This window comes from Deinococcus sp. AB2017081 (assembly GCF_034440735.1).
Taxonomy (GTDB): Bacteria; Deinococcota; Deinococci; order Deinococcales; family Deinococcaceae; genus Deinococcus; species Deinococcus rufus.
Window position 1 is genome coordinate 222,162 of the sequence record NZ_CP140098.1, and the last position, 23,888, is coordinate 246,049.

The 23,888-nt window shown below is 69.1% G+C and carries 24 protein-coding genes and 1 pseudogene; 12 read left to right on the top strand and 13 right to left on the bottom strand.

The window, feature by feature from the left end; all coding sequences use genetic code 11:
- Window positions 1–83 precede the first annotated feature (83 nt).
- Together U2P90_RS01070 and U2P90_RS01075 are read right to left on the bottom strand one after the other, a co-directional pair.
- Entirely contained in the window at window positions 84–1,022 is a 939-nt protein-coding gene (locus U2P90_RS01070) for a heme o synthase (protein WP_295817119.1), read from the bottom strand.
- A complete protein-coding gene (locus tag U2P90_RS01075; RefSeq protein ID WP_322473418.1) occupies window positions 1,019–2,002 on the bottom strand; it encodes a COX15/CtaA family protein in 984 nt (327 codons plus the stop codon). Before U2P90_RS01075 ends, U2P90_RS01070 begins: the two co-directional genes overlap by 4 nt.
- A gap of 176 nt (window positions 2,003–2,178) precedes the next feature.
- Here U2P90_RS01075 and U2P90_RS01080 point away from each other — a divergent pair, with 176 nt between their 5' ends.
- Together U2P90_RS01080 and U2P90_RS01085 are read left to right on the top strand one after the other, a co-directional pair.
- Complete coding sequence (locus tag U2P90_RS01080) at window positions 2,179–2,655, top strand: DUF420 domain-containing protein (protein ID WP_322473419.1); 477 nt, start codon at window positions 2,179–2,181, stop codon at window positions 2,653–2,655.
- Window positions 2,656–2,747: 92 nt separating this feature from the next.
- A complete protein-coding gene (locus U2P90_RS01085) occupies window positions 2,748–3,998 on the top strand; it encodes an MFS transporter (protein ID WP_322473420.1) in 1,251 nt (416 codons plus the stop codon).
- A gap of 180 nt (window positions 3,999–4,178) precedes the next feature.
- Here U2P90_RS01085 and U2P90_RS01090 read toward each other — a convergent pair whose 3' ends face one another.
- Window positions 4,179–4,622 carry a hypothetical protein gene (locus U2P90_RS01090; protein WP_322473421.1) on the bottom strand — a complete coding sequence of 148 codons (444 nt, stop codon included), beginning with the start codon at window positions 4,620–4,622 and terminating at the stop codon, window positions 4,179–4,181.
- Window positions 4,623–4,733: 111 nt separating this feature from the next.
- Between U2P90_RS01090 and panB the strand changes: the two genes are divergently transcribed.
- Together panB and U2P90_RS01100 are read left to right on the top strand one after the other, a co-directional pair.
- The gene (gene panB, locus U2P90_RS01095; RefSeq protein WP_322473422.1) at window positions 4,734–5,555 is read left to right on the top strand and encodes a 3-methyl-2-oxobutanoate hydroxymethyltransferase; all 822 of its coding nucleotides are present in this window, start codon (window positions 4,734–4,736) and stop codon (window positions 5,553–5,555) included.
- Window positions 5,556–5,708: 153 nt separating this feature from the next.
- Complete coding sequence (locus U2P90_RS01100) at window positions 5,709–6,074, top strand: helix-turn-helix domain-containing protein (RefSeq protein ID WP_295817132.1); 366 nt, start codon at window positions 5,709–5,711, stop codon at window positions 6,072–6,074.
- A gap of 82 nt (window positions 6,075–6,156) precedes the next feature.
- Here U2P90_RS01100 and U2P90_RS01105 read toward each other — a convergent pair whose 3' ends face one another.
- From U2P90_RS01105 to U2P90_RS01115, 3 genes are all read right to left on the bottom strand, one after another.
- Window positions 6,157–7,479 (bottom strand): Glu/Leu/Phe/Val family dehydrogenase, encoded by a 1,323-nt coding sequence (locus tag U2P90_RS01105; protein WP_322473423.1) that lies wholly within the window; start codon window positions 7,477–7,479, stop codon window positions 6,157–6,159.
- Window positions 7,480–7,570: 91 nt separating this feature from the next.
- Window positions 7,571–8,815, bottom strand: a complete 1,245-nt coding sequence (locus U2P90_RS01110; protein WP_322473424.1) for a Glu/Leu/Phe/Val family dehydrogenase — start codon at window positions 8,813–8,815, stop codon at window positions 7,571–7,573.
- A gap of 306 nt (window positions 8,816–9,121) precedes the next feature.
- Complete coding sequence (locus U2P90_RS01115) at window positions 9,122–10,096, bottom strand: polyprenyl synthetase family protein (protein WP_322473425.1); 975 nt, start codon at window positions 10,094–10,096, stop codon at window positions 9,122–9,124.
- A gap of 232 nt (window positions 10,097–10,328) precedes the next feature.
- On the opposite strand from U2P90_RS01115, the gene U2P90_RS01120 reads away from it, so the two are divergent.
- Window positions 10,329–10,919, top strand: a complete 591-nt coding sequence (locus U2P90_RS01120; RefSeq protein ID WP_322473426.1) for a hypothetical protein — start codon at window positions 10,329–10,331, stop codon at window positions 10,917–10,919.
- Window positions 10,920–10,969: 50 nt separating this feature from the next.
- On the opposite strand, the gene U2P90_RS01125 is transcribed toward U2P90_RS01120, so the two are convergent.
- Window positions 10,970–11,692 carry an aminotransferase class IV gene (locus U2P90_RS01125; protein ID WP_322473427.1) on the bottom strand — a complete coding sequence of 241 codons (723 nt, stop codon included), beginning with the start codon at window positions 11,690–11,692 and terminating at the stop codon, window positions 10,970–10,972.
- Complete coding sequence (locus U2P90_RS01130) at window positions 11,689–13,578, bottom strand: chorismate-binding protein (RefSeq protein WP_322473428.1); 1,890 nt, start codon at window positions 13,576–13,578, stop codon at window positions 11,689–11,691. The genes U2P90_RS01125 and U2P90_RS01130 overlap by 4 nt, the downstream gene beginning before the upstream one ends.
- A gap of 221 nt (window positions 13,579–13,799) precedes the next feature.
- Between U2P90_RS01130 and U2P90_RS01135 the strand changes: the two genes are divergently transcribed.
- From U2P90_RS01135 to U2P90_RS01150, 6 genes and pseudogenes are all read left to right on the top strand, one after another.
- A complete protein-coding gene (locus U2P90_RS01135; protein ID WP_295817143.1) occupies window positions 13,800–14,255 on the top strand; it encodes an RrF2 family transcriptional regulator in 456 nt (151 codons plus the stop codon).
- Window positions 14,256–14,290: 35 nt separating this feature from the next.
- Complete coding sequence (locus U2P90_RS01140) at window positions 14,291–15,376, top strand: quinone-dependent dihydroorotate dehydrogenase (protein WP_322473429.1); 1,086 nt, start codon at window positions 14,291–14,293, stop codon at window positions 15,374–15,376.
- 33 nt (window positions 15,377–15,409) lie between these two features.
- Window positions 15,410–16,402: a UDP-glucose 4-epimerase GalE gene (galE, locus tag U2P90_RS01145; protein ID WP_322473430.1), complete on the top strand. Its 993-nt coding sequence runs from the start codon at window positions 15,410–15,412 to the stop codon at window positions 16,400–16,402.
- Window positions 16,287–16,682 (top strand): annotated as a pseudogene (locus U2P90_RS20145) (Imm7 family immunity protein); the annotation flags it as partial. The gene galE and the pseudogene U2P90_RS20145, both read left to right, overlap by 116 nt.
- The gene (locus tag U2P90_RS20150; protein WP_380101408.1) at window positions 16,597–16,866 is read left to right on the top strand and encodes an Imm7 family immunity protein; all 270 of its coding nucleotides are present in this window, start codon (window positions 16,597–16,599) and stop codon (window positions 16,864–16,866) included. The pseudogene U2P90_RS20145 and the gene U2P90_RS20150, both read left to right, overlap by 86 nt.
- 49 nt (window positions 16,867–16,915) lie before the next feature.
- Entirely contained in the window at window positions 16,916–18,259 is a 1,344-nt protein-coding gene (locus tag U2P90_RS01150) for a M20/M25/M40 family metallo-hydrolase (RefSeq protein ID WP_322473431.1), read from the top strand.
- A 389-nt stretch (window positions 18,260–18,648) separates the two neighbouring features.
- On the opposite strand, the gene U2P90_RS01155 is transcribed toward U2P90_RS01150, so the two are convergent.
- The 5 genes from U2P90_RS01155 to U2P90_RS01175 all read right to left on the bottom strand — a co-directional run bounded on the left by U2P90_RS01155 (window position 18,649) and on the right by U2P90_RS01175 (window position 23,379).
- Window positions 18,649–19,881, bottom strand: a complete 1,233-nt coding sequence (locus tag U2P90_RS01155; RefSeq protein ID WP_322473432.1) for a 2,3-bisphosphoglycerate-independent phosphoglycerate mutase — start codon at window positions 19,879–19,881, stop codon at window positions 18,649–18,651.
- 86 nt (window positions 19,882–19,967) lie between these two features.
- On the bottom strand, window positions 19,968–20,540 hold the full coding sequence (locus U2P90_RS01160) for a dienelactone hydrolase family protein (protein ID WP_322473433.1): 573 nt from the start codon (window positions 20,538–20,540) through the stop codon (window positions 19,968–19,970).
- A gap of 298 nt (window positions 20,541–20,838) precedes the next feature.
- A complete protein-coding gene (locus U2P90_RS01165) occupies window positions 20,839–21,657 on the bottom strand; it encodes a TerC family protein (protein WP_295817158.1) in 819 nt (272 codons plus the stop codon).
- A gap of 210 nt (window positions 21,658–21,867) precedes the next feature.
- Complete coding sequence (gene trmH / locus U2P90_RS01170) at window positions 21,868–22,533, bottom strand: tRNA (guanosine(18)-2'-O)-methyltransferase TrmH (RefSeq protein ID WP_295817162.1); 666 nt, start codon at window positions 22,531–22,533, stop codon at window positions 21,868–21,870.
- A 288-nt stretch (window positions 22,534–22,821) separates the two neighbouring features.
- Complete coding sequence (locus U2P90_RS01175) at window positions 22,822–23,379, bottom strand: DinB family protein (protein WP_322473434.1); 558 nt, start codon at window positions 23,377–23,379, stop codon at window positions 22,822–22,824.
- Window positions 23,380–23,494: 115 nt separating this feature from the next.
- Between U2P90_RS01175 and U2P90_RS01180 the strand changes: the two genes are divergently transcribed.
- The gene (locus tag U2P90_RS01180; protein ID WP_322473435.1) at window positions 23,495–23,887 is read left to right on the top strand and encodes a hypothetical protein; all 393 of its coding nucleotides are present in this window, start codon (window positions 23,495–23,497) and stop codon (window positions 23,885–23,887) included.
- Window position 23,888: the final 1 nt, after the last annotated feature.

The window sequence follows — 23,888 nt, forward strand, 5'->3', positions numbered from 1 at the left end:
TCCCTACCGCTCGTTCAGGCATGATGCCCATGAGACACCATGAGGGGCGGGCAAGTGTCCTGCCAGACCATCCCGCACGTCCGTCAGGCCAGCGCCGCGAACAGGATCCGGTCGGCCGCGCCGGCCACGAACAGCAGGGCCAGATACAGCATGGAGTACAGGTACAGCGGCACGGCCACCCGGCGCTCGACCACCTGCCCCGCCGCGACGTGCCGGTACAGCCGCCACGACAGCACCAGCAGCCACGCGCCCAGGGCGGCGGCCGCCACGAAGTACAGCGCCCCGACCTCATGGAAGAAGACCGGCATGACCGAGAGCACCACGGTATAGATCGCGTACAGCCCGATCTGCGCCACGGTGAGTTTCTCGCCGTGTACCACCGGCAGCATGGGAATGCCGACCTCGCGGTATTCCTCCTTGATCATCAGGGCCAGGGCCCAGAAGTGCACGGGGGTCCAGAAGAAGATGATGGCGAACAGGAACCACGCGAACAGGTTCAGGTCGCCCGTCACCGCGGCCCAGCCGACCAGCGGCGGGAAGCACCCGGCCGCGCCGCCCAGCACGATGTTGTGCCACGTGTTGCGCTTGAGCAGGGCGGTGTACAGCCCCACGTAGGTCACGAAGCCCGCCAGACTCATCCATGCCGCCAGTGGCGTGGCCCAGATCCACAGCGCCGCGAAGGACAGCACCTGCAGCGCCGCGCCGAACGCGGCGGCGTCGCGCAGGGGAATCAGGCCGCTGGAGGTGGGGCGCTTCGCGGTGCGGGCCATCTTCAGGTCGATGTCCCGGTCGATGATCATGTTGAACACGCCCGCCGAACCTGCCGAGGCATATCCGGCCACGCTGACCACGATCAGCAGCCACAGCCCAGGCCAGCCCCGCTGCGCCATGAACATGGCGGTCACGGTCGTCCACAGCAGCAGACTGATGACCTTGGGCTTGGTGAGCGCCAGGTAATCGCGCCAGGTGGCCCGGACGGGGGCAGCGGGCAACATGGGCGTCACGCTATCAGAGGCCGTCATGCGCCCACGCTCCGCGCCCTGGCCGGAGCCGTCACACGCAGGCTGATCAGCGCGGCGTACACCACACGCACGGTCGCCAGCCACAGCGCACACGCCAGCAGCAGGTGCGACAGTTGCAGCCACGCCGGGGCCTTCAGGGCCACGTTCAGGAAGCCCAGCACCATCTGGGCCGCGATCAGGCCCCAGACCACCGCGCTCCAGCGGGTCACGTCCGTGCCCGGCCGCTCGCGGCGAAAGAAGACGCCCAGCCACACCAGGAAGGCGCTGACCACGATCGCCAGCATGGGGTGGATCACACGAAGGTTCTCGATCACGCTGGCGGTGGCCCCGAAATCCCGTTTCACGGTGTCGATGGGCGTGCCGTCGGCGGGCAGGAACAGCAGGTCGCCCAGGGCCGTGACCGCCCCCGCCATGCCCAGCACCAGCAGCAGCCCCAGCGCCAGCGCACTCCACCCGCCGACCGCGCCCTGCCCGCCCAGGCGCAGGCGCGGTGACCCGGACGCCCACAGCGCCGTGAGCAGCAGCGCCCCCAGCAGTAAGAAGGTGTTGGCAAGGTGCACGCCCTGCACGAAACCGCGTGCCGGATCGGTGCTGTCGGCGGTCAGGCCCAGCAGCACCTGCACGCCGCCCACCAGCCCCTCCAGAATGATCAGGCCCAGGCTCAGCAGAGCGCCCAGCCGGGCCGGGTGGCCCCGGTGGGTCACGCGGAAGGCCAGCGCCACCAGCGCGATCGCCAGCAGCCCCGAGAGCCCACTGGTCAGCCGGTGGCTGAACTCAATGACCGTGTGCAGCGTGGGGCTCTGCGGCACCACGACACCGTTGCACAGCGGCCAGTGCTCGCCGCAGCCGGCCCCGGCCCCGGTCAGGCGCACGACCGCGCCCCACAGGATCACCAGCACGTTGTACGCCAGGGCGGCCCACGCCAGCCGTGGCAGCCACAGGCCCGCACCCGCGCGGGAAACCGTCAGCGTTCCACTCATCATCCACCGCCCCCCTGCCCGCCCCCGCGTCACGCCCTCCGTCACCAGACGGAGGGCGGGCGGCACCGGTCTACCTCCGCCATTGTAGGCACCACCTCCGGCCGATTGTCCCCTCGGGCGGCCCGCGTCCGGCGTGGACACCTGCCCCGTACCTGTCCCCATAGACTGCGCGGGATATGGCGGAAACGGTCAACCAGTGGGCAGTCATCACCATCATCCTCAGTGGGGTGGCCCTGCTCACCGGGGTCTACTTCATCCGCCACGGCAACCGCGAGGCGCACATGCGGGCCATGATCGTGGCGTCCAGTCTCGCCACCATCTTTCTGGTGCTGTACCTGACCCGGCTGGGCCTGGGCTACGAGAAGAAGTACATCGGTCCGAACCGGGGCGCGTACTTCGCGCTGCTGATCAGCCACATCATCCTGGCCGCCGCGAACCTGCCGCTCGCGCTGGGAGCTCTGTTCAACGCCTACAAGGGCCTGAAGGCCGCCGGGAACCTGGGCAACATCGACCTGCCGGCCGCGCGTGGCTACTTCAACAAACACCGGGCGTGGGTGCGCTGGACGGTGCCCGTGTGGCTGTACGTGGCCGTAACCGGGTGGATCATCTACCTCCTGCTGGGCCGCTGGGGCGAAGTGATCAAGAACGGGTAGGGACAGGGATGAGGCCTGGGGAGCGCCACGGGGCTGTTGAGCGGGCATTCAGGAAGGGCGGGGTGCCCGCAGCACGGGCCTAGACTGCGCCGGTGAGCGCGTCCCCCCTGCCTGATACGTCCAGCCGCGCTGTCCTGCAACTTCCCGAATTCCGCGCCATGCTGCTGGCCGCCGTGACCAGCACCCTGGCCGGGCGTGCGGTCGCCCTGACGGTCGCGTATCAGCTGTACCAGATCACCAAAGACCCGCTGACGCTGGGGGTGCTGGGGCTGGTCGAGGCGATCCCGGCCCTGAGCCTCGCGCTGCTGGGGGGCGTGGTGGCCGACCGGAACGACCGCCGCCGGATCCTACTCGCCACGATCACGGTCGAGATCCTGTGCGCGGGCGGCTTCGCGCTGTATGCGCCGCATGCCGCGCAGCTCGGCATCTGGCCGATCCTGGCCCTGATCTTCACGCTGGGGGTCGCTCGCGGCTTTTCCGACCCGGCCCTTCCCGCGTTCCAGGCTCAGGTCGTGCCGCGCGAGCTGCTGCTGCGGGCCAGCGCGTGGCGATCCAGTGCGTGGCAGGCCGCCGCGATCATCGGGCCGGCGCTGGGCGGCGTGCTGTATGCGTCTGTCGGCGCGGCCGGGGCCTACGTCTTCGCCTTCGTGCTGTTTCTGGTGTCGCTGGCCGCCGTGATGACCGTGAAGCCCAAGCCCCGGCCGAAGTTCACGCCCGGTGAGCCCGTGTGGGACAGCGTGAAGGTCGGACTGGCCTTCGTGGTGCAGCGGCAGGTGCTGGTCGGCAGCATGGCGCTGGATCTGTTCTCGGTGCTGTTCGGCGGTGCGGTCGCCCTGCTGCCCATCTTCGCGTCGGACATCCTGGCGGTCGGCCCGGTCGGGCTGGGCGTGCTGGTCGCGGCCCCCAGCGTCGGGGCGCTGGTCATCATGCTGTACGCCACGAAGCATCCACCGGGCCGGAACGCGGGCCGCACGCTGCTGCTGGCCGTCGCCGGCTTCGGCGTGTGCATGGTCACCTTCGGCCTGTCGCGCAATTTTGCCCTGAGTGTGGCGGCCCTGATCTTTGCCGGCGTGTTCGACGGCATCAGCATGGTCATCCGCAGCGCCACGTTGCAACTGAAAGCCCCGGATCACATGCGCGGGCGCGTAAACGCCGTGAGTGGCATGTTCATCGGGGCCAGCAACGAACTGGGGGCCTTCGAGAGCGGGATCGCCGCGAAACTCCTGGGCACCGCCCGCAGCGTATGGCTGGGCGGGATCGTCACCCTGATCGTCGTCGGCGTAACCGCGTATCTGGCCCCGGAACTGCGGGCCATGGATCTGACGGATGTGGCGGAGGACTGAGGCGGGGCGACGTAGAATTCCTCAGTCACCTTCGGTGCCAGCTTCCCTCAAGGGGAGCCAAGAAGGCGTGGCAGCGCTATTTCCTTGCCTCCCCTTAAGGGGAGGTGCCCCGGAGGGGCGGAGGGGTTGGCACGCGGCCCAGCTGCACTTCCAAGCTTCGCATACGATCTGATTTTGCTTTCACAAGTAGTCGAAATACCGTTGAAACCATGTGGTATCTGCCCAGCCTCGTAAGTGACTGTTGATTCCATCATAGGGATGATCCACCTGTTCCGGATGTAATGCGACGTAGTTATGTTCGCGCAACAGAGTGAGCAATTCAGGCGGAAAACTTTGGCTGGTGAGTGCTCGTACGTTGTCCGTGAAACCAAGAACCATCATGCCAAAGCTTGAGAACCGTAGGCCCACCGCTCTCTGACCGGGCCGCTCTGTCCAGAGGTCAGCGAAGAAGGAAGCATCCTGTACCTGCTCGTCAAGCGTGAAGTGCAGTTTGAGGGTCTCTCGGACGCTATCAGACAAGACCTTGACTCGCCTCAATCCGGCGTCACGGTCGAAGTCTAGCGGCGCTTCCCAGGCTTTTGGATCGTCGAGACTGAGCAGCAACTCGTGAAGCGCCGGTGGCATCCTCTGATTGTGCCATCAAGCGGCGTCGGCTCGACTCCCGCTCTTTGGATGGTCGCTTCATCGCCCCCGCCCCCAACCGGCTCTCCCCTCCCCCTCTGCTACCCTCCCCTCATGAAACGCAGCATTCCGGAGTTGCAGCACTCCGAGCAGGCGCTGGTCATGGTCACCGCCTACGACTATCCCGGCGGGAGGCACGCGCAGGCGGCGGGCGTTGACCTGATCCTGGTGGGCGACTCCTTGGGCAACGTGGTGCTGGGCTACGACAGCACCGCGCCGGTCACGCTGGGCGACATGATCCACCACGCCCGCGCCGTGCGCCGGGGGGCACCGGACACCTTCATGGTGGTGGATCTGCCGTTCGGGACGTACCACACGGGTACCCAGGACGCGATGCGGGCGGCCGTGAAGGTCATCCAGGAGACGGGCGCGGACGCCGTGAAGATGGAGGGCGCGACCACCGAGATCCTTCAGGTCGTGGACAACCTGACCCGCAACGGCATTCCCGTGATGGGCCACGTGGGCCTGATGCCGCAGACCGCGACCGCACAGGGCGGACTGCGCGTGCAGGGCAAGGACGACGACACCGCCCGCCGCACCCTGGAGGGGGCCGTGGCGCTCGAAGCGGCTGGGGCCTTCGCGGTGGTGCTGGAGGCGATTCCAGCCCGGCTGGCGAAGCTGATCAGTGACCGCCTGCACGTCCCGACCATCGGCATCGGCGCGGGGGTGAACTGCGACGGGCAGGTGCTCGTGACGCATGACCTGCTGGGCGTGTACGAGGGCGAGGACAAGAAGATCGCCCGGCGCTACGCCGAGATCGGGAAACTCTCGCGTGAGGCCATCGAGCAGTACGCCGCCGACGTGCGGGCCCGGGCTTTCCCCACGCGGGAGAATTCCTTCGTGATGAAGGACGACGTGCTGGACAAGCTGTACTGAGGGAGCGGACAGCGGAGGGCAGAGAGCCGAGGGCTGACCTCCGCCTCTGCCCTCGCGGTTTGCAACAAAACATCTGGCACCAACCACCACTATCTATTGACATCTGGTATCATTTGCCGCAAGATAGCCGCACCTGACATCAGGGAGGATCGGATGGATGAAGTGTTCACGCTGGAGGAACTGGCGGCCTTCCTGAAGGTCAGCGAGACCACCGCGTACCAGCTGGTGCGCGGCGGAGCGGTGCCCGGACGCAAGGTCGGGCGGGAGTGGCGCTTTCTGAAGGCGCGGGTGATCGAGTGGCTGATGCAGGCCGGAGGAGACGACATGGAACACAGTGACGCAGTGCAGCGCGACGGCTTCGGCGGGGAATTCATGATCGAGGACGGCCAGGAGAAGGTCGCCCTGTGGCTGCCCATGACCCGAGAGGAAAAGGCCGCCCAGATCGAGAAGGCGCAGCGCGAGGGCGTGAACGTCAGTGACCTCGTGACGGCGTACCTGCGGGACTGGGCCAGGGCGTAACAACGCAGACGGCAGAGGGCCGAGAGCTAGGATCGTCAGCTCTCGGCCCTCTGCTGTCCGCCCTCTGCGGCGCGTCAGCGCCTCAGGGGTATAGCCCCCGCAGCGCCCGCGCTTCCAGCACCCGTGTGCAGGCGACGATATACACGGCGGTTCTCAGGGTCACGCCGTGCTGCTCCTTCACGGCCCACAGGCTGCGGAAGGCGTCGCGCATGATCCGGTCGAGGCGGTTGTTGATCTCGTCCTCCGTCCAGAAGAACGAGCTGAAGTCCTGCACCCACTCGAAGTACGAGACCGTCACGCCGCCCGCGTTGGCGAGCACGTCCGGTACGACCGTGATGCCCTTCTCGGCCAGCAGGTCGTCGGCGGCGGGGATGGTCGGGCCGTTGGCACCCTCGACGATCAGTTTCGCCCGGATCCGGTCGGCGTTCGCCAGGGTGATCTGCTTTTCCAGGGCGGCGGGGATCATCACGTCGCAGTCCACGCCCCAGAAGTCGCCCGCAGTGATCTCCTCGGTGCCGGGGAAATCCGTGATCTTCCCGGTGGCCCGCAGGTGGGCGAGCGCCGCGCCGGGATCGATGCCACGCTCGCTGTGGATGGTGCCGGTCACGTCCTGAATGGCAACGATCTTCGCGCCGTGCTCGAAGAAGATGCGGGCGGCGGCCTCACCCACGTTGCCGAAGCCCTGGATGGCGATGCGGGCACCCTCCAGCGGCATCCCGAGGTTCTGCATCGCCTCGGCCCCGGTCACGAACACGCCGCGCCCGGTGGCGTCGGCGCGGCCCAGGCTGCCGCCCAGCGACACCGGCTTGCCGGTCACGACGCCGGTCGCGGTGCGGCCCACGTTCATGGAGTAGGTGTCCATCATCCACGCCATGGTCTGCGGGCCGGTGTTCACGTCGGGCGCGGGGATGTCCTTGTCCGGGCCGATGATCAGGCCGATCTCGCTGGTGTAGCGCCGCGTGATGCGCTCCAGTTCCGAGGTCGAATACTGGCGCGGATCGAGCCGGATGCCGCCCTTGCCGCCGCCGTAGGGCAGGTTCACGGCCGCGTTCTTGATGGTCATCCATGCGCTGAGCGCCATGACCTCGGACAGGGTCACGTCCTGGTGGAAGCGCACGCCCCCCTTGGCGGGGCCGCGCGAGGTGTTGTGCTGCACGCGGTAGCCCTCGAAATGGGCGATGGAGCCGTCGTCGAGGTGCACCGGGATGTCCACGACCAGAATCCGCTTGGGCCGCTTGAGGGTCTCGACCCAGAAGGCGAGCTTGCCCAGGTACGGCGTGACACGCTCGACCTGCTCCAGAAAGATCTCGTACGGCCCGATGTTGTTCGGGTCGAGGTAGCTGGGAATGGCGTGGGCACGGGCCGGGGCGGGCGTGTGGGAGGCGGGATCCTGGGTGGCGGTCATTGGGGAACTCCTTGAATGGAAACGGTGGTGGATGCGGCGCTCCGCGGTGCGGCTGTGCAGGTCGGCCCCCGGGGGTCTGCCCTCTGCGCCCTCACGGATACACCCCGCGCATCACCGTCGCGTCGTGCAGACGGTTCAGGGCGACCACGTAGGCGGCGGTGCGCAGGTCGGTGCGCCGGGTGCGGGCGAAGGTCAGCACCTCGTCCAGGGCAGCATTCACACGCACGTCGATGGCCCCCTCGATCTCCTCTTCCGTCCAGAAGAAGTTGCTGGCGTCCTGCACCCATTCCAGGTAGTTCACGACCAGACCGCCCAGACTGGCGATCAGATCCGGGATGACGGTCACGCCGTGATCCTTCAGGAAGCGCTCGGCCTCGGGCAGGACGGCGCGGTTGGTGGCCTCGACCACGTAGTCGGCGCGCACCGCGTGGGCGTTCCCGGCGTGGATGGCCCCGTAGTCGTAGGCGAGCAGCAGCACGTCCACGTCCAGTTCGGTGAGCTCGTCCAGGGAGATGTCGGTGGCGTGACCGCGCACACTGCCGGTGCGCTCGCGGTGGGCGGTCAGGTCAGCGAGATCCAGGCCGCCGCTGGCGTAGGTGGCCCCACCCTGGTCACTCACGGCGACCACCAGCGCTCCCTGGGCAGCCAGGGTCTGCGCGGCAGTGCGCCCCACCGAGCCGAAGCCGTACACGGCGGCGCGGGCCCGGCGCAGGCTGCGGCCTGCCTGTTCCAGCACGCGGCCGGTGACCAGGGCCGCCGACCGGCCACGGGCGTCCTTGGTGCCGTAGCTCCCGCCGAGCGGCAGGGGCTTGCCCACCACGACGCCGCTGGTGGTCTCGCCGGTGTTCTCAGCGTAGGCGTCGAGGATCCACGCCATGGCCTGCTCGTCGCTGCCGACGTCGGGGGCCAGGATGTCCTCGTGGTGGCCGATGAATTCCACCAGTTCGCTGGTGTAGCGCCGGATCAGGCCCTGGCGCTCGTGCTCACTGATGCTCTCCGGATCGACGTCGATGCCGCCCTTCGCCCCGCCCAGCGGCAGGTCGGCCACGGCCGCCTTGAGGGTCATGATCGCCGCGAGCACCTCGCACTCGTGGGCGCTGACCCCGGCGCGCAGGCGCACGCCGCCCAGGCTGGGGCCACGGGACGTGCTGTGCACCGTGCGGTACGCCCGGAACATCCGCACCGAGCCGTCGTCCATGCGTACCGGCAGGTTCAGGCTGACGGTGCGGCGTGGATACTTGAAATACGCGAGGGACTGATCCGTGACCTCGCAGTGGGGCAACGCCTGCTGGAGCTGTTCCATGAGGCCCTGCCAGTTGAGTCCTGATGCCCGCATTCGCTGGTCTCCTTCTCGGGCCGCGCCACGGCTGGGCGGCCATGATGTGCTGCATTGACTTCCGGAGCATACACGCATAGACAACTGCGGCGGCGCAGGACAGCCCCTCCGGAGGGGGCAGGTGCCTGACGTGGGGCCGCCCCCATCCTCACCGGGAGATCCGGCGGCGTCAACCCCCGAAAAGGACGACATACACGTGAAAAATGGGAATCGGTTCCACCGCGACCCCGGCAGCCGCGCCGAACCAGTACCTGGCAAATGGAAGTCACCGTCCGGAAGAGGTGGACGGCGATGCTCCAGCGCAGGTCAGCGGGCCCGTTCGATCTCGCGCGTCGCCAGGCGTTCCAGTTCGGCGCGGGCCTCGGACATTGGGAAGACAGCCAGGGCCTGCACGGCCAGCGCGGCCCGGCGGCGGATCTCCTGGCGCGTCCGGTCGAAGGCGCCCGTCTCCAGGGCCAGGTCGCGCACAGTCATCACGTCGCCCGGCTGCGCGGCGCGGCGTTCCAGTACCGCCCGCACCTGCGCGCCGTGGGGGCCGTCCAGCAGGTACAGCAGCGGCAGCGTGGCCTTGCCCTCGCGCAGGTCGCCGCCCACCGGCTTGCCAATCACGGCCTCGTCGCCCGCCAGATCCAGCAGGTCGTCCTGCATCTGGAAGGCCAGCCCGTACTCTCGCCCGAAGGTCGCCAGGGCCGCCTGCTGTTCCGGTGTGGCGCCGAACAGCAGCGCCGGGCTGCGGGCGGCGAGTTCGGTCAGGGCGGCCGTCTTGCCATGGATGACGTCCAGGTAGTGGGTCATGGCGTACTCCTGGTATGCCGCCACCTGGAATTGCAAGACCTCGCCCTCGCAGATCACGCTGGCGGTCTCGCCGAAGGCGCGGGTCAGCGCCGGGCCGCCGGGCATGCCCGCCAGCAGGATCAGGAGCCGCGAGAGCATGAAGTCGCCGCTCATGACGCTGACCACATTGCCGAATCGTCGGAACGCCGCCTCGTGGCCCCGGCGCGTGTCGGCGTCGTCGATCAGGTCGTCGTGCAGCAGCGACGCCGAGTGGAGCAGTTCCACACACACGCCCAGATCGACGACGTGCGGCCACGCCGGGCCCTCCGGAGCTGCGCCCAGCAGCTGCGCGGACAGGTACGTGATCAGGGGCCGCGTGCGCTTGCCGCCCGCCGCGACCAGATCCTCACCGATCAGTTCGATGAACTCCACCTTCGAGCGCAGCACGCTTCTGAGCCGCGTCTCGAACGCGGCATCCGGCACGCTCAGGGCTGCCCAGGTGGTCACGTCCGGAGTATAGGAAATCCGCTCTAGGCAAACGTACCGCGTGCTGCTGTCCGCCAGGGCCGACGCCACCGCCGGACACGGTGCAGGACAACACGGTGCAGGACACTCCATCGGCCCGCGACCTCCGGATCACCCCCGCCTGGGGGATCGATCCCCACCCCTGCCCCGCATGAACGCTGTCGGGACGTTCTCCCTGCCCACCTGCCAGGGTGCCGTGCTACAACGTCAGCATATGGAAAGTGTCGTTGCCCTGTTCCGCGAACCCACCCAGGCCCAGCAGGCGCTCGAGGCACTGAAGACCGGCGGTTTCCAGCGCGATCATCTGGGCTTCGCCCTGTCCGACGTGGTCGCCGAGAACGACATCGCCCAGGCGACCGGCGTGAGCCCCGAGGCTGGTGCTCCCGGTGGCACCGGCAGCGTGATCAAGGGCGCGGTGATGGGCGTGGTCGGCGGCCTGCTCATGACCGTGCCGATCTGGGGGCTGCTGGGCCTGTTTTCTCAGACCCGCGTGTATGCCGAGGGCGGACTGCTGGGTGTGCTGTTCGGCGTCATCGGCGGCGCGGCGCTGGGCGGCCTGTTCGGGGCGCTGGCCGGCAGCGACCACGGCGACTACGTGAAGCTGCTGCGCACCATGGGCGTGCCCGCCGCACAGGCCGAGCGCTTCCAGGCGGCGCTGCACGGCGGCCACACCATGGTGATCGCCCGGGATCCCAGCGGCACCCGTGGCGACGAGGCCCTGTCCCTGATGCGCCGCCACGGCGCAGTGCGCCTGGAAGACGCCCTGGGCAGCGGGCAGATGCAGAGCGAACGCACCGGCCACTGAGCGCAGTCCCGTGCAGAACCGCCCCCAGCACCGTCAGTGCCGGGGGCGGTTCATGCTGTGGATGTCGCGGGGTCGTCCTCCGGCCACACCAGCGCGTCGTCCGTGGTCTGCGGCCAGCGCACTGGAAGCTCCAGCGACAGCCCTGGCCCGTCCAGCCGCCGCACCGGCACGACGCCCACGCCGCTGCCGCACAGCCACGCGCCGGTCATGCGCGGCAGGTCGGTGACCGACACGGCCCGCTGCACATGGGGCCGCCCCGCCAGGAACGCGGCGCGGGTCACGCCGGGCAGACCGCCTGCCGGGCACACCAGTTCGCCGTCCAGCTCCAGCAGCGGCGATGTGCGGCTGCCGTCCACGACGTGTCCCGCCGCGTCGGTCAGCCAGCCCTCGAAGGCGGGCGCGGCCTGCTGCGCGGCCAGCCGGTACGGCACATAGTTGCCGGTCTTGTGGACTCCCAGCTGCGGATGCACCTGCACGCCCGTGAGGCGCACGTCCACGCCGCCGACCGGCGGGAGACCCGGCGTCAGGGGCCGGTGCGACCAGAACGTGCCGGACGCCGTGACCGTGAGCCGCAGCAGGCCCCACGGCAGGATGTCCAGGTCGGGCAGCACGGTCTGTGGTACGGGCAGGCCCAGGAATGCGCAGGTGTCGTGCAGCCGGGCCAGGTGTGCGTCAGGCAGCAGGGGACGACCGTGGCGCGTGCGAACCGTCGTGAACGCGGACTCGCCGTGCAGCCACGCGGGGCTGTCCACACCCTCTGGCAGCGCCCTCACGACCGGGCCTGGGCGCTCAGGCGCAGCCAGTTGCCCAGCAGCACCCGGCCCGCCGGACTGAGCACGCTCTCGGGGTGGAACTGGACGCCCCACGCAGGCCGATCCGGGACGCGCAGGGCCATCACCTCGCCGCCGGCGCTGGTCGCGGTGACCACGGCATCTGGCAGGCCGCGCACGACCAGCGAGTGATAGCGCCCGAAGGCGGCCCCGGTCGGCACGCCCTCGAACAGGTCGGTACCGCCATGCCGCAGGGCCTCGGGTCGGCCATGCACGGGCGCGGCGCGTTCCACCTGCCCGCCCAGCACCTGCCCCAGCGCCTGATGACCCAGGCACACGCCCAGCAGCGGCACCCCCATCTCCAGGCAGCGGCGCGTGAGTGCCAGCGTGTTCCCGCTGGTGTCCGGCGTCCCCGGCCCCGGCCCCACCAGCACGGCGTCCGGGTGCGTGGCGAGCAGCGCGTCCACGTCCTCGTCCTGGGAACGGACGTCCACGTGTGCCCCCAGCGCGAGCAGGTCGTGCACGAGGTTCCACGTGAACGAGTCCCGGTTGTCGAGCAGCAGAACCCGTCCCCCCGGCCGCGCGGTCGCGGGCGGCGGTGCCCACGGACGGCCCGGCGCGGGCGGTGCGGGCGGCTGCGCGGGCCGCCCCGGCACACCGGCCAGCACGCTCAGCAGGGCCTGCGCCTTGTGTACCGTCTCCTGCGCCTCGCGGACGGGATCGGCGTCAATGACGATGCCGCCCCCGGCCCGCACCTTGACCTCCCAGCCGCTCGGGGTGCGCGTGAAGGCCGCCGTGCGGATCAGGATGTTGATGTCCACCACCGGCCCGCTCACCAGACCGAAGCCCCCCGTGTACCACCCGCGCGAGCCGGGTTCCAGCGCGGCGATGGCCTCCATGACCCGTTCCTTGGGCGCCCCCGTGATCGTGCCGCCGGGGAAGGTCGCGGCCAGCACCTCCGGTAATGTCACGCCCTCCCGCGCCCGTGCCCGCACCTCCGAGACGAGGTGCATGACGTGGCTGTAGCGCTCGACGAGCATCAGGTCGGGCACCGTGACCGTGCCCGGCGCGGCCACCCGGCCCAGGTCGTGCCGCACGAGATCCACCAGCATGGTGTGCTCGGCGGTCTCCTTGGGACTGGTGCGCAGCTCGGTCTCGAAGGCGGCGTCCTCGGCGGGCGTGTCGCCCCGGCGGCGCGTGCCCGCGATGGGCCGGGCGCTGACCGTGCCGCCGTCCCATCGCACCAGCCGCTCGGGGCTGCACGACACGATGGCCTCGTCACCCAGATCGGCGAAGACCATGAAGGGGCTGGGATTCACCTCGCGCAGGCGCAGGTACGCGGCCAGCGGGTCGCCGGTCGCGTGGGCACGCACGCCCCGCGACAGGTTCACCTGATAGACCTCGCCCGCCCGGATGAGTTCCTGCACGGCATGGACACCTGAGACGTAGTCCATGTCGTCCTGACCGAACGGCCCGACGTGCAGCTCCGGTACCAGCAGCTCCGGCACACTGCCCCCGCTGCCCGTCAGCACGGCCGCCCAGTCCACGTGCGGCTCGCCCACCACCTCCAGCGTGCCGCCCTCCCGATCCCACACCAGCCCCGAGGGGTAGTGTCCCCACCACATCGCCGCGCCGTTCTCCTCGTGCGCCGCGAGGCCGAAGGTGCGGGCCGCGCCGTACTTCAGGCCGCCCAGCCACGCGGGAAAGACGCCGGGCGCCGTGGGCCGGTCGGGCAGGTGGGTCTGCACCTGCTCGGGCCACGCACTCAGGAAGGAGTACCGCCCGTATTCCACCACCGGCCCCAGCGATTCCAGCAGCACCACACCGGGCGCGTCCAGGCCACGCAGTCGGCGCAGCACGTCGGCGGGCGAGGGCAGGGCGGTGCTCACGCGCCGGATTCTAGGGCCAGGAGGGGGGGAAGAGCAGTCAGCGGGGGGCCTGGCCGTGCAGCGGACTGAGGGGGTAGTCCGCTGCACGGCCAGGCCCCCCAGGGGAGGTGCCCGAAGGGCGGAGGGGTTCACGCCGCCACACCCTCGCCCCCTGCACCGTTTCCCCGACCACCGGCGCAATTCCTTACACTTCACCCGGGATTCCGCGCTAGACTGCCGGTATGTGGGTGTCCACCAAAGCCCAGTACGGCCTGCGTGCGCTGATCGAGATCGGTCGGCACGACGGCGCGGCCGTGCCGCTCAAGGACGTGGCCGAGCGCCAGGGCATCAGCCAGCACTACCTGGAGCAGATCGCCAGCAACCTGCGCCGCGCGGGGTTCATCCGGAGCATCCGGGGAGCGCACGGTGGCTACCGGCTGGCCCGCCCCGCCGCCGAGATCAACGCCTACGACGTCGTGACGGCCATGGAGGGCAGCATCGCCCCGGTGTCGTGCGTCGAGGACGACCACACCTGCGACCACCAGAACGTGTGCGGCACCCAGGGCCTGTGGCACCGCGTGGACACCGCCCTGCGCGACGTGCTGGGCGGCACCACCCTGGCCGACCTGATCGTCGAGAGCGAGCAGCAGCAGCACGCCCGGCTGGTGCAGCTCGAACCCATGTTCACCCGCGCCTGAGCGGTCAGCACACCTGCGCACTATCCTGACAGGCGATGTACCGCTCGCTTGCCAAGCCGCTGCTGTTCCGCCTGGACGCGGAACGCGCCCACCACCTGACCCTGGGAGCCCTGGAGGCCGCGTCCCGGGTGCCCGGCTGGCCTGTGCTGGCCCGCACCGTCACCGCCCCGCAGGGCACCCGACTGGCCCAGACCGTGTGGGGGCAGACCTATGCCTCGCCGGTGGGCCTCGCGGCGGGGCTGGACAAGAACGGTGTGGCGGTGCCGGCCTTCGGGGCGCTGGGCTTCGGCTTTCTGGAGGTCGGGACGGTCACGCCCAGGCCGCAGCCCGGCAACGACCGGCCCCGCCTGTTCCGTCTGCCCGAGGACGACGCGCTGATCAACCGCATGGGCTTCAACAACGCCGGGGCCGACGCGCTGTATGGGCGGCTCACGGCGCTGGGCACGCGGCCGGTGCCGGTCTGGGCGAACATCGGGAAGAACAAGGCCACCGCCAACGAGGACGCCATCGCCGACTACCTGACGTGCGTCCGGGTGCTTCAGGACGTCGCGGACGCTTTCGTCGTGAACGTGAGCAGCCCGAACACGCCGGGTTTACGCGCCCTCCAGGCCGCCGGGGATCTGGAAGTCCTGCTGCGGGCCGTGGTCGCGGAGGTCGAGGCCGGGCGCGTCCGCACGCTGCGCCACCCACCCGTTCTGGTGAAGCTCGCCCCGGATCTGCACCCGGACGACTTCGGGGCGAGCGTGCAGGCCGCGCTGGACGCCGGGGCCCAGGGGGTGATCGTCAGCAACACCACACTGAGCAGAGACGGGCTGACCCACCCCAACCGCGAGCAGGCGGGCGGCCTGAGCGGCCGGCCCCTGACCACGCGCTCCACCGCCCTGGTGCGCGACGCCTACCGGATCACACGCGGCCGGATTCCCGTCGTGGGCGTGGGCGGCATCTTCACCGCGCAGGACGCCTACGACAAGCTGCGGGCCGGCGCCCATCTGGTCGAGGTCTACTCTGCCCTGATCTACCGGGGGCCGGGCCTCGTGCGGGAACTGAACCGGGGGCTGGGTGCGCTGCTGGAGCGCGACGGCGCGCAGAGCGTGGCCGATGTGGTCGGTGTGGACGCCTGACCCATCGTCTCCTCCCCTGCTAGCCTGCACGCCATGAAGATCCTGGTGGTCGGCGGGGCGGGGTACATCGGGTCGCACACGGTGCGGCAACTGCGGGCGGCGGGGCACACGGTGGTGGTGCTCGACAACCTGAGCAGCGGGCATCCGGAGGCCCTGCCGGGAGACGTGGAACTCGTCCGGGCCGACCTGCTGGACGCCGGAGCCGTGAAGGACACCCTGATCCGCACCCAGCCCGACGCCGTGATCCACTTTGCCGCGCTGATCGAGGTCGGCGAGAGCATGCGTGCCCCGGCGCGCTACTACCGCAACAACGTGGTGGGCAGCCTGAACCTGCTGCAGGCCATCGTGGACACCCGCAAGATCCCGCTGGTGTTTTCCTCAACGGCCGCCGTGTACGGCACCACGGACGCCGTGCCGATCCCCGAGGACGCCGCCATGCAGCCCGAGAGCGTGTACGGCGAGACCAAGCTGATGACCGAGCGCATGATCCACGCCTTCCACACGGCGCACGGCCTGCCGTACACCATCCTGCGGTACTTCAACGTATGCGGCGCGTCGCCGGCCGGGGACATCGGCGAGGCGCACGCGAACCAGACGCACCTGATCGAACTCGCGTGCCTGACGGCGCTGGGCCAGCGCGAGAAGATGATGATCTTCGGCGAGGACTACCCCACCCCGGACGGCACGTGTGTGCGCGACTACGTGCACGTGCAGGATCTGGCCGACGCACACGTGCTGGCGGTCGAGGCGCTGGGCGCCGGGCGGCAGGACGCGGCGACCTACAACGTGGGGCTGGGCCACGGCTTCAGTGTGAAACAGGTGCTGGACGCGGTGGACGCCGTGACCGGCACGCCCCTGCCCCGCGAGATCGCGCCGCGCCGCGCCGGTGACCCCCCACGGCTGGTGGCGGATGCCACGAAGATCGTGCAGGAGCTGGGCTTCACGCCGCAGTTCACGGATCTGCAGACCATCGTGCAGACGGCGTGGGACTGGCACCGGGAGCATCCGCACGGGTTCAGGAAGTAGGCCGGTGTTTGAGTTCCACGGCTGGTTCGCCATCCGGGCGTCGGCGGCCTCTTTGGATGACGATGAGCATCATCAGAGCGAAGGCCAGATGATTGCGGCGCTGAGCGAGTTGATCAATGAGCTCCGTTGGACGGGGGGTGCCATGGATTCAATCCGGCACGACCAAAACGCCGTGATGGACTTCGGCTATATGAATGGCGAGTGCTTCCTGCATCTGCGAGGCTATAAAAATCATCGGATGTCGTACTGGGCGGATATACAGCACTTGCTGTCCTGGATCTGTCGTGAGGCTCCGGGCCTCATTTGGCTTGCTGTACTGGCGGGACGACGAGGGCGACGTGCCTGCCGGAGAGAACAATTTTCAAGTGATCGTAATGACTCGTGGACAGCTGACGACGCGCCTCGATCCCTTCCTGTCACCGACCATCCCAGGTACGGAAGACGCCTGGGATGGACACTCATAACGGCTTGAGACTGAGTTTGACCTTCCCCACGATCCACTACCCTGCGGGTATGACTTCCCCCGGTTCTGACTTGAGCGCCCACATCCAGCGCGGCCTGAACGACCTGCGCGATCTGGTGGCCCTGCAGAGCGTGTCGGCGCAGGGCCGCATGCTCAGCGAGACCGCCGACGCCGTGCAGCTCCTGTTGGAGGCCGAGGGCTTCCGCGTGACCATGCACCCCGGTCAGGTGGCCCCGGTGCTGGTCGCCGAGGCGGGCGAGGGGCCGTTCACGCTGCTGATCTACAACCACTACGACGTGCAGCCGGAAGACCCGGCCGACCTGTGGGAGAGCCCGCCCTTCGAGCTGACCGAACGCGGTGACCGTCTGTACGGGCGCGGCGCGAGCGACGACAAGGGCGAGTTCGTGAGCCGTCTGGCGGGCCTGCGTGCCCTGCGCGAGCGCCACGGCGGTGCGCTGCCCCTGAAGGTGAAATGGCTGCTGGAGGGCGAAGAAGAGGTCGGCAGCCCAAGCCTGGAGGGTTTCGTGCAGGAACACGCGGCCGAGCTGAAGGCCGACGGCGTGTGGTGGGAGTTCGGCTCGATCACTCCAGAAGGCCGCCCGGTGCTGTACGCGGGCCTCAAGGGCATCGTGTGCGTGGAGCTGCGCTGCCGCGTGGCCGCGAGTGACCTGCATTCGTCGACCGGCGCGGTCGTGGACAACCCCCTGTACCGGCTGGCCCGCGCCGTCGCGTCCCTGCGGGACGAGGACGGCACCGTCACCATTCCCGGCTTCCACGACGACATCCGTCCCGAGAGTCCGGCCGATCTGGACGCCATTGCCGCCCTGCCCGGAGACGGCGAGGCGCTGATGGACGGCTACGGCGTCACCCGCCGTCTGGGTGCTCCGCAGGACTTCCACCACCACATGAACTTCAAGCCCGTGGTGAACGTCAACGGCTTCCATGGCGGCTACGGGGGACAGGGCAGCAAGACTGTGCTCCCCGAGGGAGGCATGGTGAAACTCGACTTCCGGCTGGTGCCGGATCAGGATCCTGCGAAGGTCGTGCGGCTGCTGCGGGCCCATCTGGACGCCCAGGGCCTGGACGACATCGAGATCGTCGAACTGGAGAGCCACCAGCACCCGTCGCGCAGCGACCTGAGCAGCCCTTTCGTGCAGACCGCCGCCCGCGTGGCCGAGCAGGTACACGGCCACGCCCCCCTGCTGCACCCCAGCTCGGGTGGCAGCGGCCCCATGCATCCCTTCATGCAGCACGTCGGTGCCCCCGTGATCGCCATGGGCATCGGCAACCCGACCGGCCGGGTTCACGCGCCCAACGAGAACATCCTGCGCCGCGATTTCGAGAAGGGCGTGGAATTCGCCGTGGAGTTCATGGACGCCCTGGCGAGGGGGTAGGACGGGGCGCTGACCTCAGGCTGCGTTCCCGGAAAGGGATTTCGCGCATGGAGTCAACGTCAACTGCAGTACGGACGGCGTTGCCGTCCACCCCCCTCTGCTTCGCAGCTCTTCGAGTCCCAGCCTCTGCACGCAGCTCTCCAAGTCCCCTGCAAGGGGGGAGGGGTTCAAAGACGAGGCCCCCTCCCCTGCCCCTGACCGAATGCCATCGGGCGCGAAGCGCACGGGCGGTGACGGCGCAGGCGCGGAGGGCAGGGACGCTACCCCTCGCCAACGTCAATCACATGACCGACGGCGAGTCAGGCATGGCGACGACATGCCGAGCGCAGCGCTTCGCTCCCCCCTGCCCTCCGGGTAGGGGGGCTGGGGGGGTGGGAAATCAGTGAAAATTACGCCCCGTACTTGTTCAACTTCAGCGCATTCGCCATCAGCAGCGGCATCACGTCCGTGCCCCGGCGCAGGCCCAGGCTGCCGCGCAGCGCCTCGTCCTCGGTGTAGCGGGTGGCCGCGTCCTTGCGCCCGTACTGGCTGTGGATCAGCAGCGGAACGGGATGCCACGAGTGCGTGGCGAGCTTGCTGGGCGTGCTGTGGTCACCGACGATGGCGATCACGTCGGGATTCAGGGCCAGCAGCTGGGGCAGGAGCTGGTCGAAGAGTTCGATCTTCTTGACCTTGGCCTGGAAATCGCCGTCCTCGCCGGTGCTGTCGGTCTTCTTGACGTGGAAGTAGAAGAAGTCGTACTTGCTCCAGTTATCTGTCAGGGCCTGCACCTTGCCGTCCAGCGCGTCTTCGTGGCCCTCGACCGTCAGGACATCCATGCCGACCAGGCTGGCCAGCCCCTTGTACATGGGGTAACTGGCGATGCACGCGGCCCGGAGCTGGTAGGCGTCGTCGAAGCTGGGGAAGTGGGGCACGTCGCTGTAGCCCCGGAACAGGACGCCGTTGACCTGCGACTCGCCCTGCAGGGCGGCCTCGGCCCGCGTGACGAAGGCGTTGACCAGGTCGGCAGTCTTCACGCTGGCGTCGTCGTGGGCCACGGCGGTCATGGGCTGCACGCCGGTGGCCTGCGGATCGACGTCGCTGAGGTTCGCTCCCAGCGCCGGGCCGCCATCTGCACGGAACACGACGACGAAGCGGTGCTCGCTCTCGGTGTAGATCTCGACCGGGGTGCCGTCGATGTCGGCAATGGCGGCGCGGAGCTTCCCGACGATCTCGGCGTTCTTCTCGTCGCTGGGGCGGCCGGCGCGGCGGTCGTCGACGATCCGGTCTTTGCCCAGGGTGGCGAAGTTGCCGCGCACGGCGACGTCACCCGCGCCCAGCTTCACGCCGATCCCCACGGCCGACAGGGCACCGCGCCCCACGACGTACTTCAGGGGGTCGTAGCCGAACAGGCTCAGGTGGCCGGGGCCGCTGCCGGGCGTGATGCCCGCGCCGACGAGTTCCACGGCCCCGAGCTGCGATTCGCGGGCCAGCGCGTCGAGGTTGGGGGTCTTCGCCGTGGCGAGTTCGGTATCGCCGTTCAGTTCCAGCGGCAGGCCGCCGATCCCGTCGAGCACGACCATCAGGATCTTGCTGTCGGTCTTCTTGGCGAGGTCACGGATGGTGTCCAGCAGGTCGCTCATGCGGGTAGTGTACGCCGGACACCAACAGCCCTCCGTCAGGCATATGCGCAGGCCCAGGGGTGACGCGCCGCGTCAGGGCGTACGGCTCAGCGCGAGTTCAGGAAATCGAGGACGCGCCGGGTCAGCACCTCGGCCGCCGCCGCGTCGTAGGACGGCAGGCTGCGGTCTGCAAAGAGGTGCTGGTCGCCCGGATACAGGAACAGTTCGGCGTCCGGCACCGAGGCCACCAGATCGCGGGCCGCGTCGATGTCGCCGTCCTCCACGAAGAAGGGGTCAGCGTCCATGGCGTGGATCTGCACCGGCACGCCGTCCGGCCACCCGCCGAATTCGGAGGCGGGCACGCAGGCGTGCAGCAGCAGCGCCCCGCGTGCGCCGGGGCGGGTCTGCGCGAGCTGCTGCGCGGGCATGACACCCATGGAAAAGCCGACATAGACGAGGCCGTCGGGAAGGCCGTCGGCCGCCCGCACGCCGCTGTCCAGCAGGGCACCGAAGCCCACGTCCCTGGCGTATCCGATCCCGGCCTCCAGGGTGTCGAAGGTGCGGCCGTGGTACAGGTCGGGCGTGTGTACCACGTGCCCGGCACTGCGCAGATCGTCTGCAAAGGCGAGGAATCCGGCCGTCTGGCCCTGGGCGTGATGAAACACGAGAAGTTCAGCCATGCCCACAGTCTGGGCGCAATAGCCGTCAGCCTGTGACGGCTATTGCACCACAGCGCATCCAAACACCGGCCGGAACCCGGCTGCCGCCCGTCCTGGCCTGCCCCGCGACAGGAACAGGGCCACCCCGGATCCGGGTGGCCCGCTCCCGAGCTCTCTCACAACAGATTTCAGAGGTGGTGAGGGTCGCCCCGGGTACCTCTGAAACGAGCGAAACGAGTCCCTGACATGACAGCGGCCTCCGTGGAGCCCTGGGGCATCTGTTCAGCCCCGGGGTGGAACTGAACGCCGAACACCGCTGTCAGCGGCCGTCGATCCGGCCGTCGGCGGCGTCCGCGACGGTGTCGTCAAAGCTCCTGACCACGTCCTCGGCCTTCGCCTCGGCGGCGTCCTCGGTCATGGCAGGCTTGCGGGTCGCCAGGAACGTGCCGATCACGGCGATCGCGGCCATGACGCCCCAGAACAGCACCGGGGCCATGTGGAAGGTCGGCACCGACGGGTAGACCTCGTGCGCGGCCTCCAGCGTCTCCACACCCAATTTCACGGCGATCCAGCCCACCAGGGCATACGCGACGTTGTCCATGGCCGGATAGCGGTTGAGCAGCTTCAGGAACACGGTCGCCGCGATCCGCATCAGGATCAGGCCGATGATCCCGCCGATGACCACGATGGTCAGGCCCTGCTCACGCGGCATGCCGCGCGGGATGAGCGCCACGCCCGCCAGGATGGAATCGACCGAGAACGCGAGGTCTGTGAGGTTCAGCAGCACGACCGTGGCCCAGAAGCCGCGTCCCTTCGCCTGACCGGAGGCCTCATCCTCGGTGCTGCGGTGCTTGACGAAGTGCGAGATGGCGAGGTACGCCAGGTACGCGGCCCCGAAGGCGCGCAGCCACCAGTATTCCAGGATGTAGCTGGCGAGCAGCACACCCAGGATGCGCAGGACGACCGCGCCGCCGATGCCGTAGGCGAGCGCCTTGCGCTGGAGTTCGCCCTTGAGGTGGCGCACCATGACGGCCAGCACCAGGGCGTTGTCGGCCGAGAGCAGGCCCTCGAGGAGCACCAGGGTGCCGAGGATCGCCCAGAATTCGGCGTTGACGGGGGGCATCTGCAGGCCGAACATCAGCGGCCTCCGGGCGTGCCACGGAAGGGCAGCAGGGTGGGGAGTTCTGACATGTTCCTTGGTTCCTCTGGCCCCACAGCGCCCTCGCAGGGCGCTCAAGAGGCGCGGTGATCGCCCCACAATAGAGCACCGCCCGGTGCAGCGGCCACACGCCGGATGAACGTTTTGCACCAAAACAGTGCGGCCCGGAGGGTGGGGGGCGCCGTCCGTTCAGCCGGGCAACTGACCGGTGTCGTCCAGCACGGGGTACGGGCGGCCCTCGGCACGGCATGTGGCCGCCAGTTCCGGGTACGCCCACTCGAAGGCGCGGCCGCGCAACTGCGCCGGGGACAGCTGCGGCGTGTCGTACATCCCGGCCGCCAGGCGCTGGCGCTGCGCCTCGAACAGGATGGTCGCGGCGGCCACCGACACGTTCAGGCTCTGCACCATGCCGAACATGGGAATGACGATGTTGCCGTCGGCGGCGTCTGCCGCCTCGTCGCCGACACCCCACTTCTCGGCCCCCAGCAGGACACAGGTGGGGCGCGTGTAGTCGGCGTCTCGGTAGTCCACGCTGCGCTGCGACAGGTGGGTGGCGAGCACCTGCACACCCTGACCCTGGAGATCGCGCACGGCCTGCACGGCGCTGGCGTGTCGCTGCACCGACACCCATTTGTGGGCACTGCCGGACGTGGCGTCGAAGGTCTGGCCCTGGAAGTCGAGTTCGCGGCCGTCGTCGGGCGGCACCGCGTGTGCCTCCAGCACGCCCACAGCGTCACAGGTGCGGATGATCGCCGACAGGTTGTGGGGCTTGTTCACCTGATCCATCAGGACGGTCAGGGTGGGTTGGCGCTTGCTCAGCACCCGCAGGATCTTGGCGTAACGCTCCGGGGTCATCGGGGGCAGCGTAGCGCAGCCGGCGGCCGGCCCGGCCCGATCACGGGTTGATCACGCCCGGTGGCGATACTCGAACTCCACAGACAGCCGACCTGCTCCGGGGGGAGGGGCCGACACCGAGACCATATCCATGCCGGCACCCTGCCGGGTTCGACCACGGGGGAAGACATGCACAACCCGCCCAAGCTCCGCGTGACCCGCATCATCTGTGACGACGACCATGCCACCGCACCGACGAGCCCTGCCCCACACGTCTGGACGGCGCAGTTCCGGCCGGGGGCCGACGGATCAGCGGACGGGTGCGGCGCCGCCGAGTGCAGCCAGGCCCCGCTCGACCGCCTGCCGGTGGTGCCGGGTCTGGTAGGCGGCCATGCGTAGCCAGTCCAGCGCGTCGAGCTGACCCATGAACGGGTGATAGAAGGTGCGGCCGGGATCGGCCGGGGCCGCCACCGCCAGCAGGTCACGGGTAGCCGCGTGGCGCTCCAGCAGCTGCTCGGGCGTCTGGTCGCCGGTCGGAATGGTGCTGGCCGGAGCCTGGCGCTTCCCGTTTTCGTACTCGCCGGGCACCTGTGGGGGCTGGCGGATCTCCTTGTCCGACCGCAGCAGCCGCACCAGCCGGCCGGTACCCTCGTTGATGATGATCGCGTGCTCCAGCTCCTGTGCAGGCGTCCACCCGCGGCCCGGCTGCACCGTGTTCCAGTGCGGCTCGGCCGCGCGGATCACGGCCCCGAAGGCGTCGAGTTCACGGTGCATGCGGCTGACCAGATCGTCCGGGGTGGGATACGCGGCGCGCAGCGCGGCCATCTGCTCCTGCTCGGTGGGTGGGGTGTCTCCGTGCTGTGTCATGACCGGAGTGTACGCCGCGTCCGGTTACGCCCTGGAGGCAAGAGGTTTGTGACAGTGCCTGACTACGCTGACGCTGACACGTCATTCGCCGCATGCGGCCCCCAGGAGAACACCCTTGTACGAGGCCACCCCCACCGAGCAGCTGTGCACAGCCCTGCGTTACCAGCGGAACTTCGCTCTCCTGTTGCTGGCCCTGGGCGGGCTCCTGCTGATCCTCGTTCTGACCGGCCCGCCACCCCCTCCGCTGTATGCCACCCTGACCCCGGATCCCCGCCCAGAGGAACTGATCCAGAGCATCTTGACGGTGATCATCGGCGGCAGCTCTCTGTTCTACTCGGTCAGCCTCACGTGGGCCGTGACACACGGACACGGACGCCGTGCGTGGCCCTGGCTCTGGGTCAATGCCGTGCTGCTGCTGACCCTGGTTCCGATCGGCATGGTGATTGGCTTCAAGCAACTCACTGCGCTCAAAGAGCCCACGATGCGCCAGGCCCTAACATCAGCCTGAG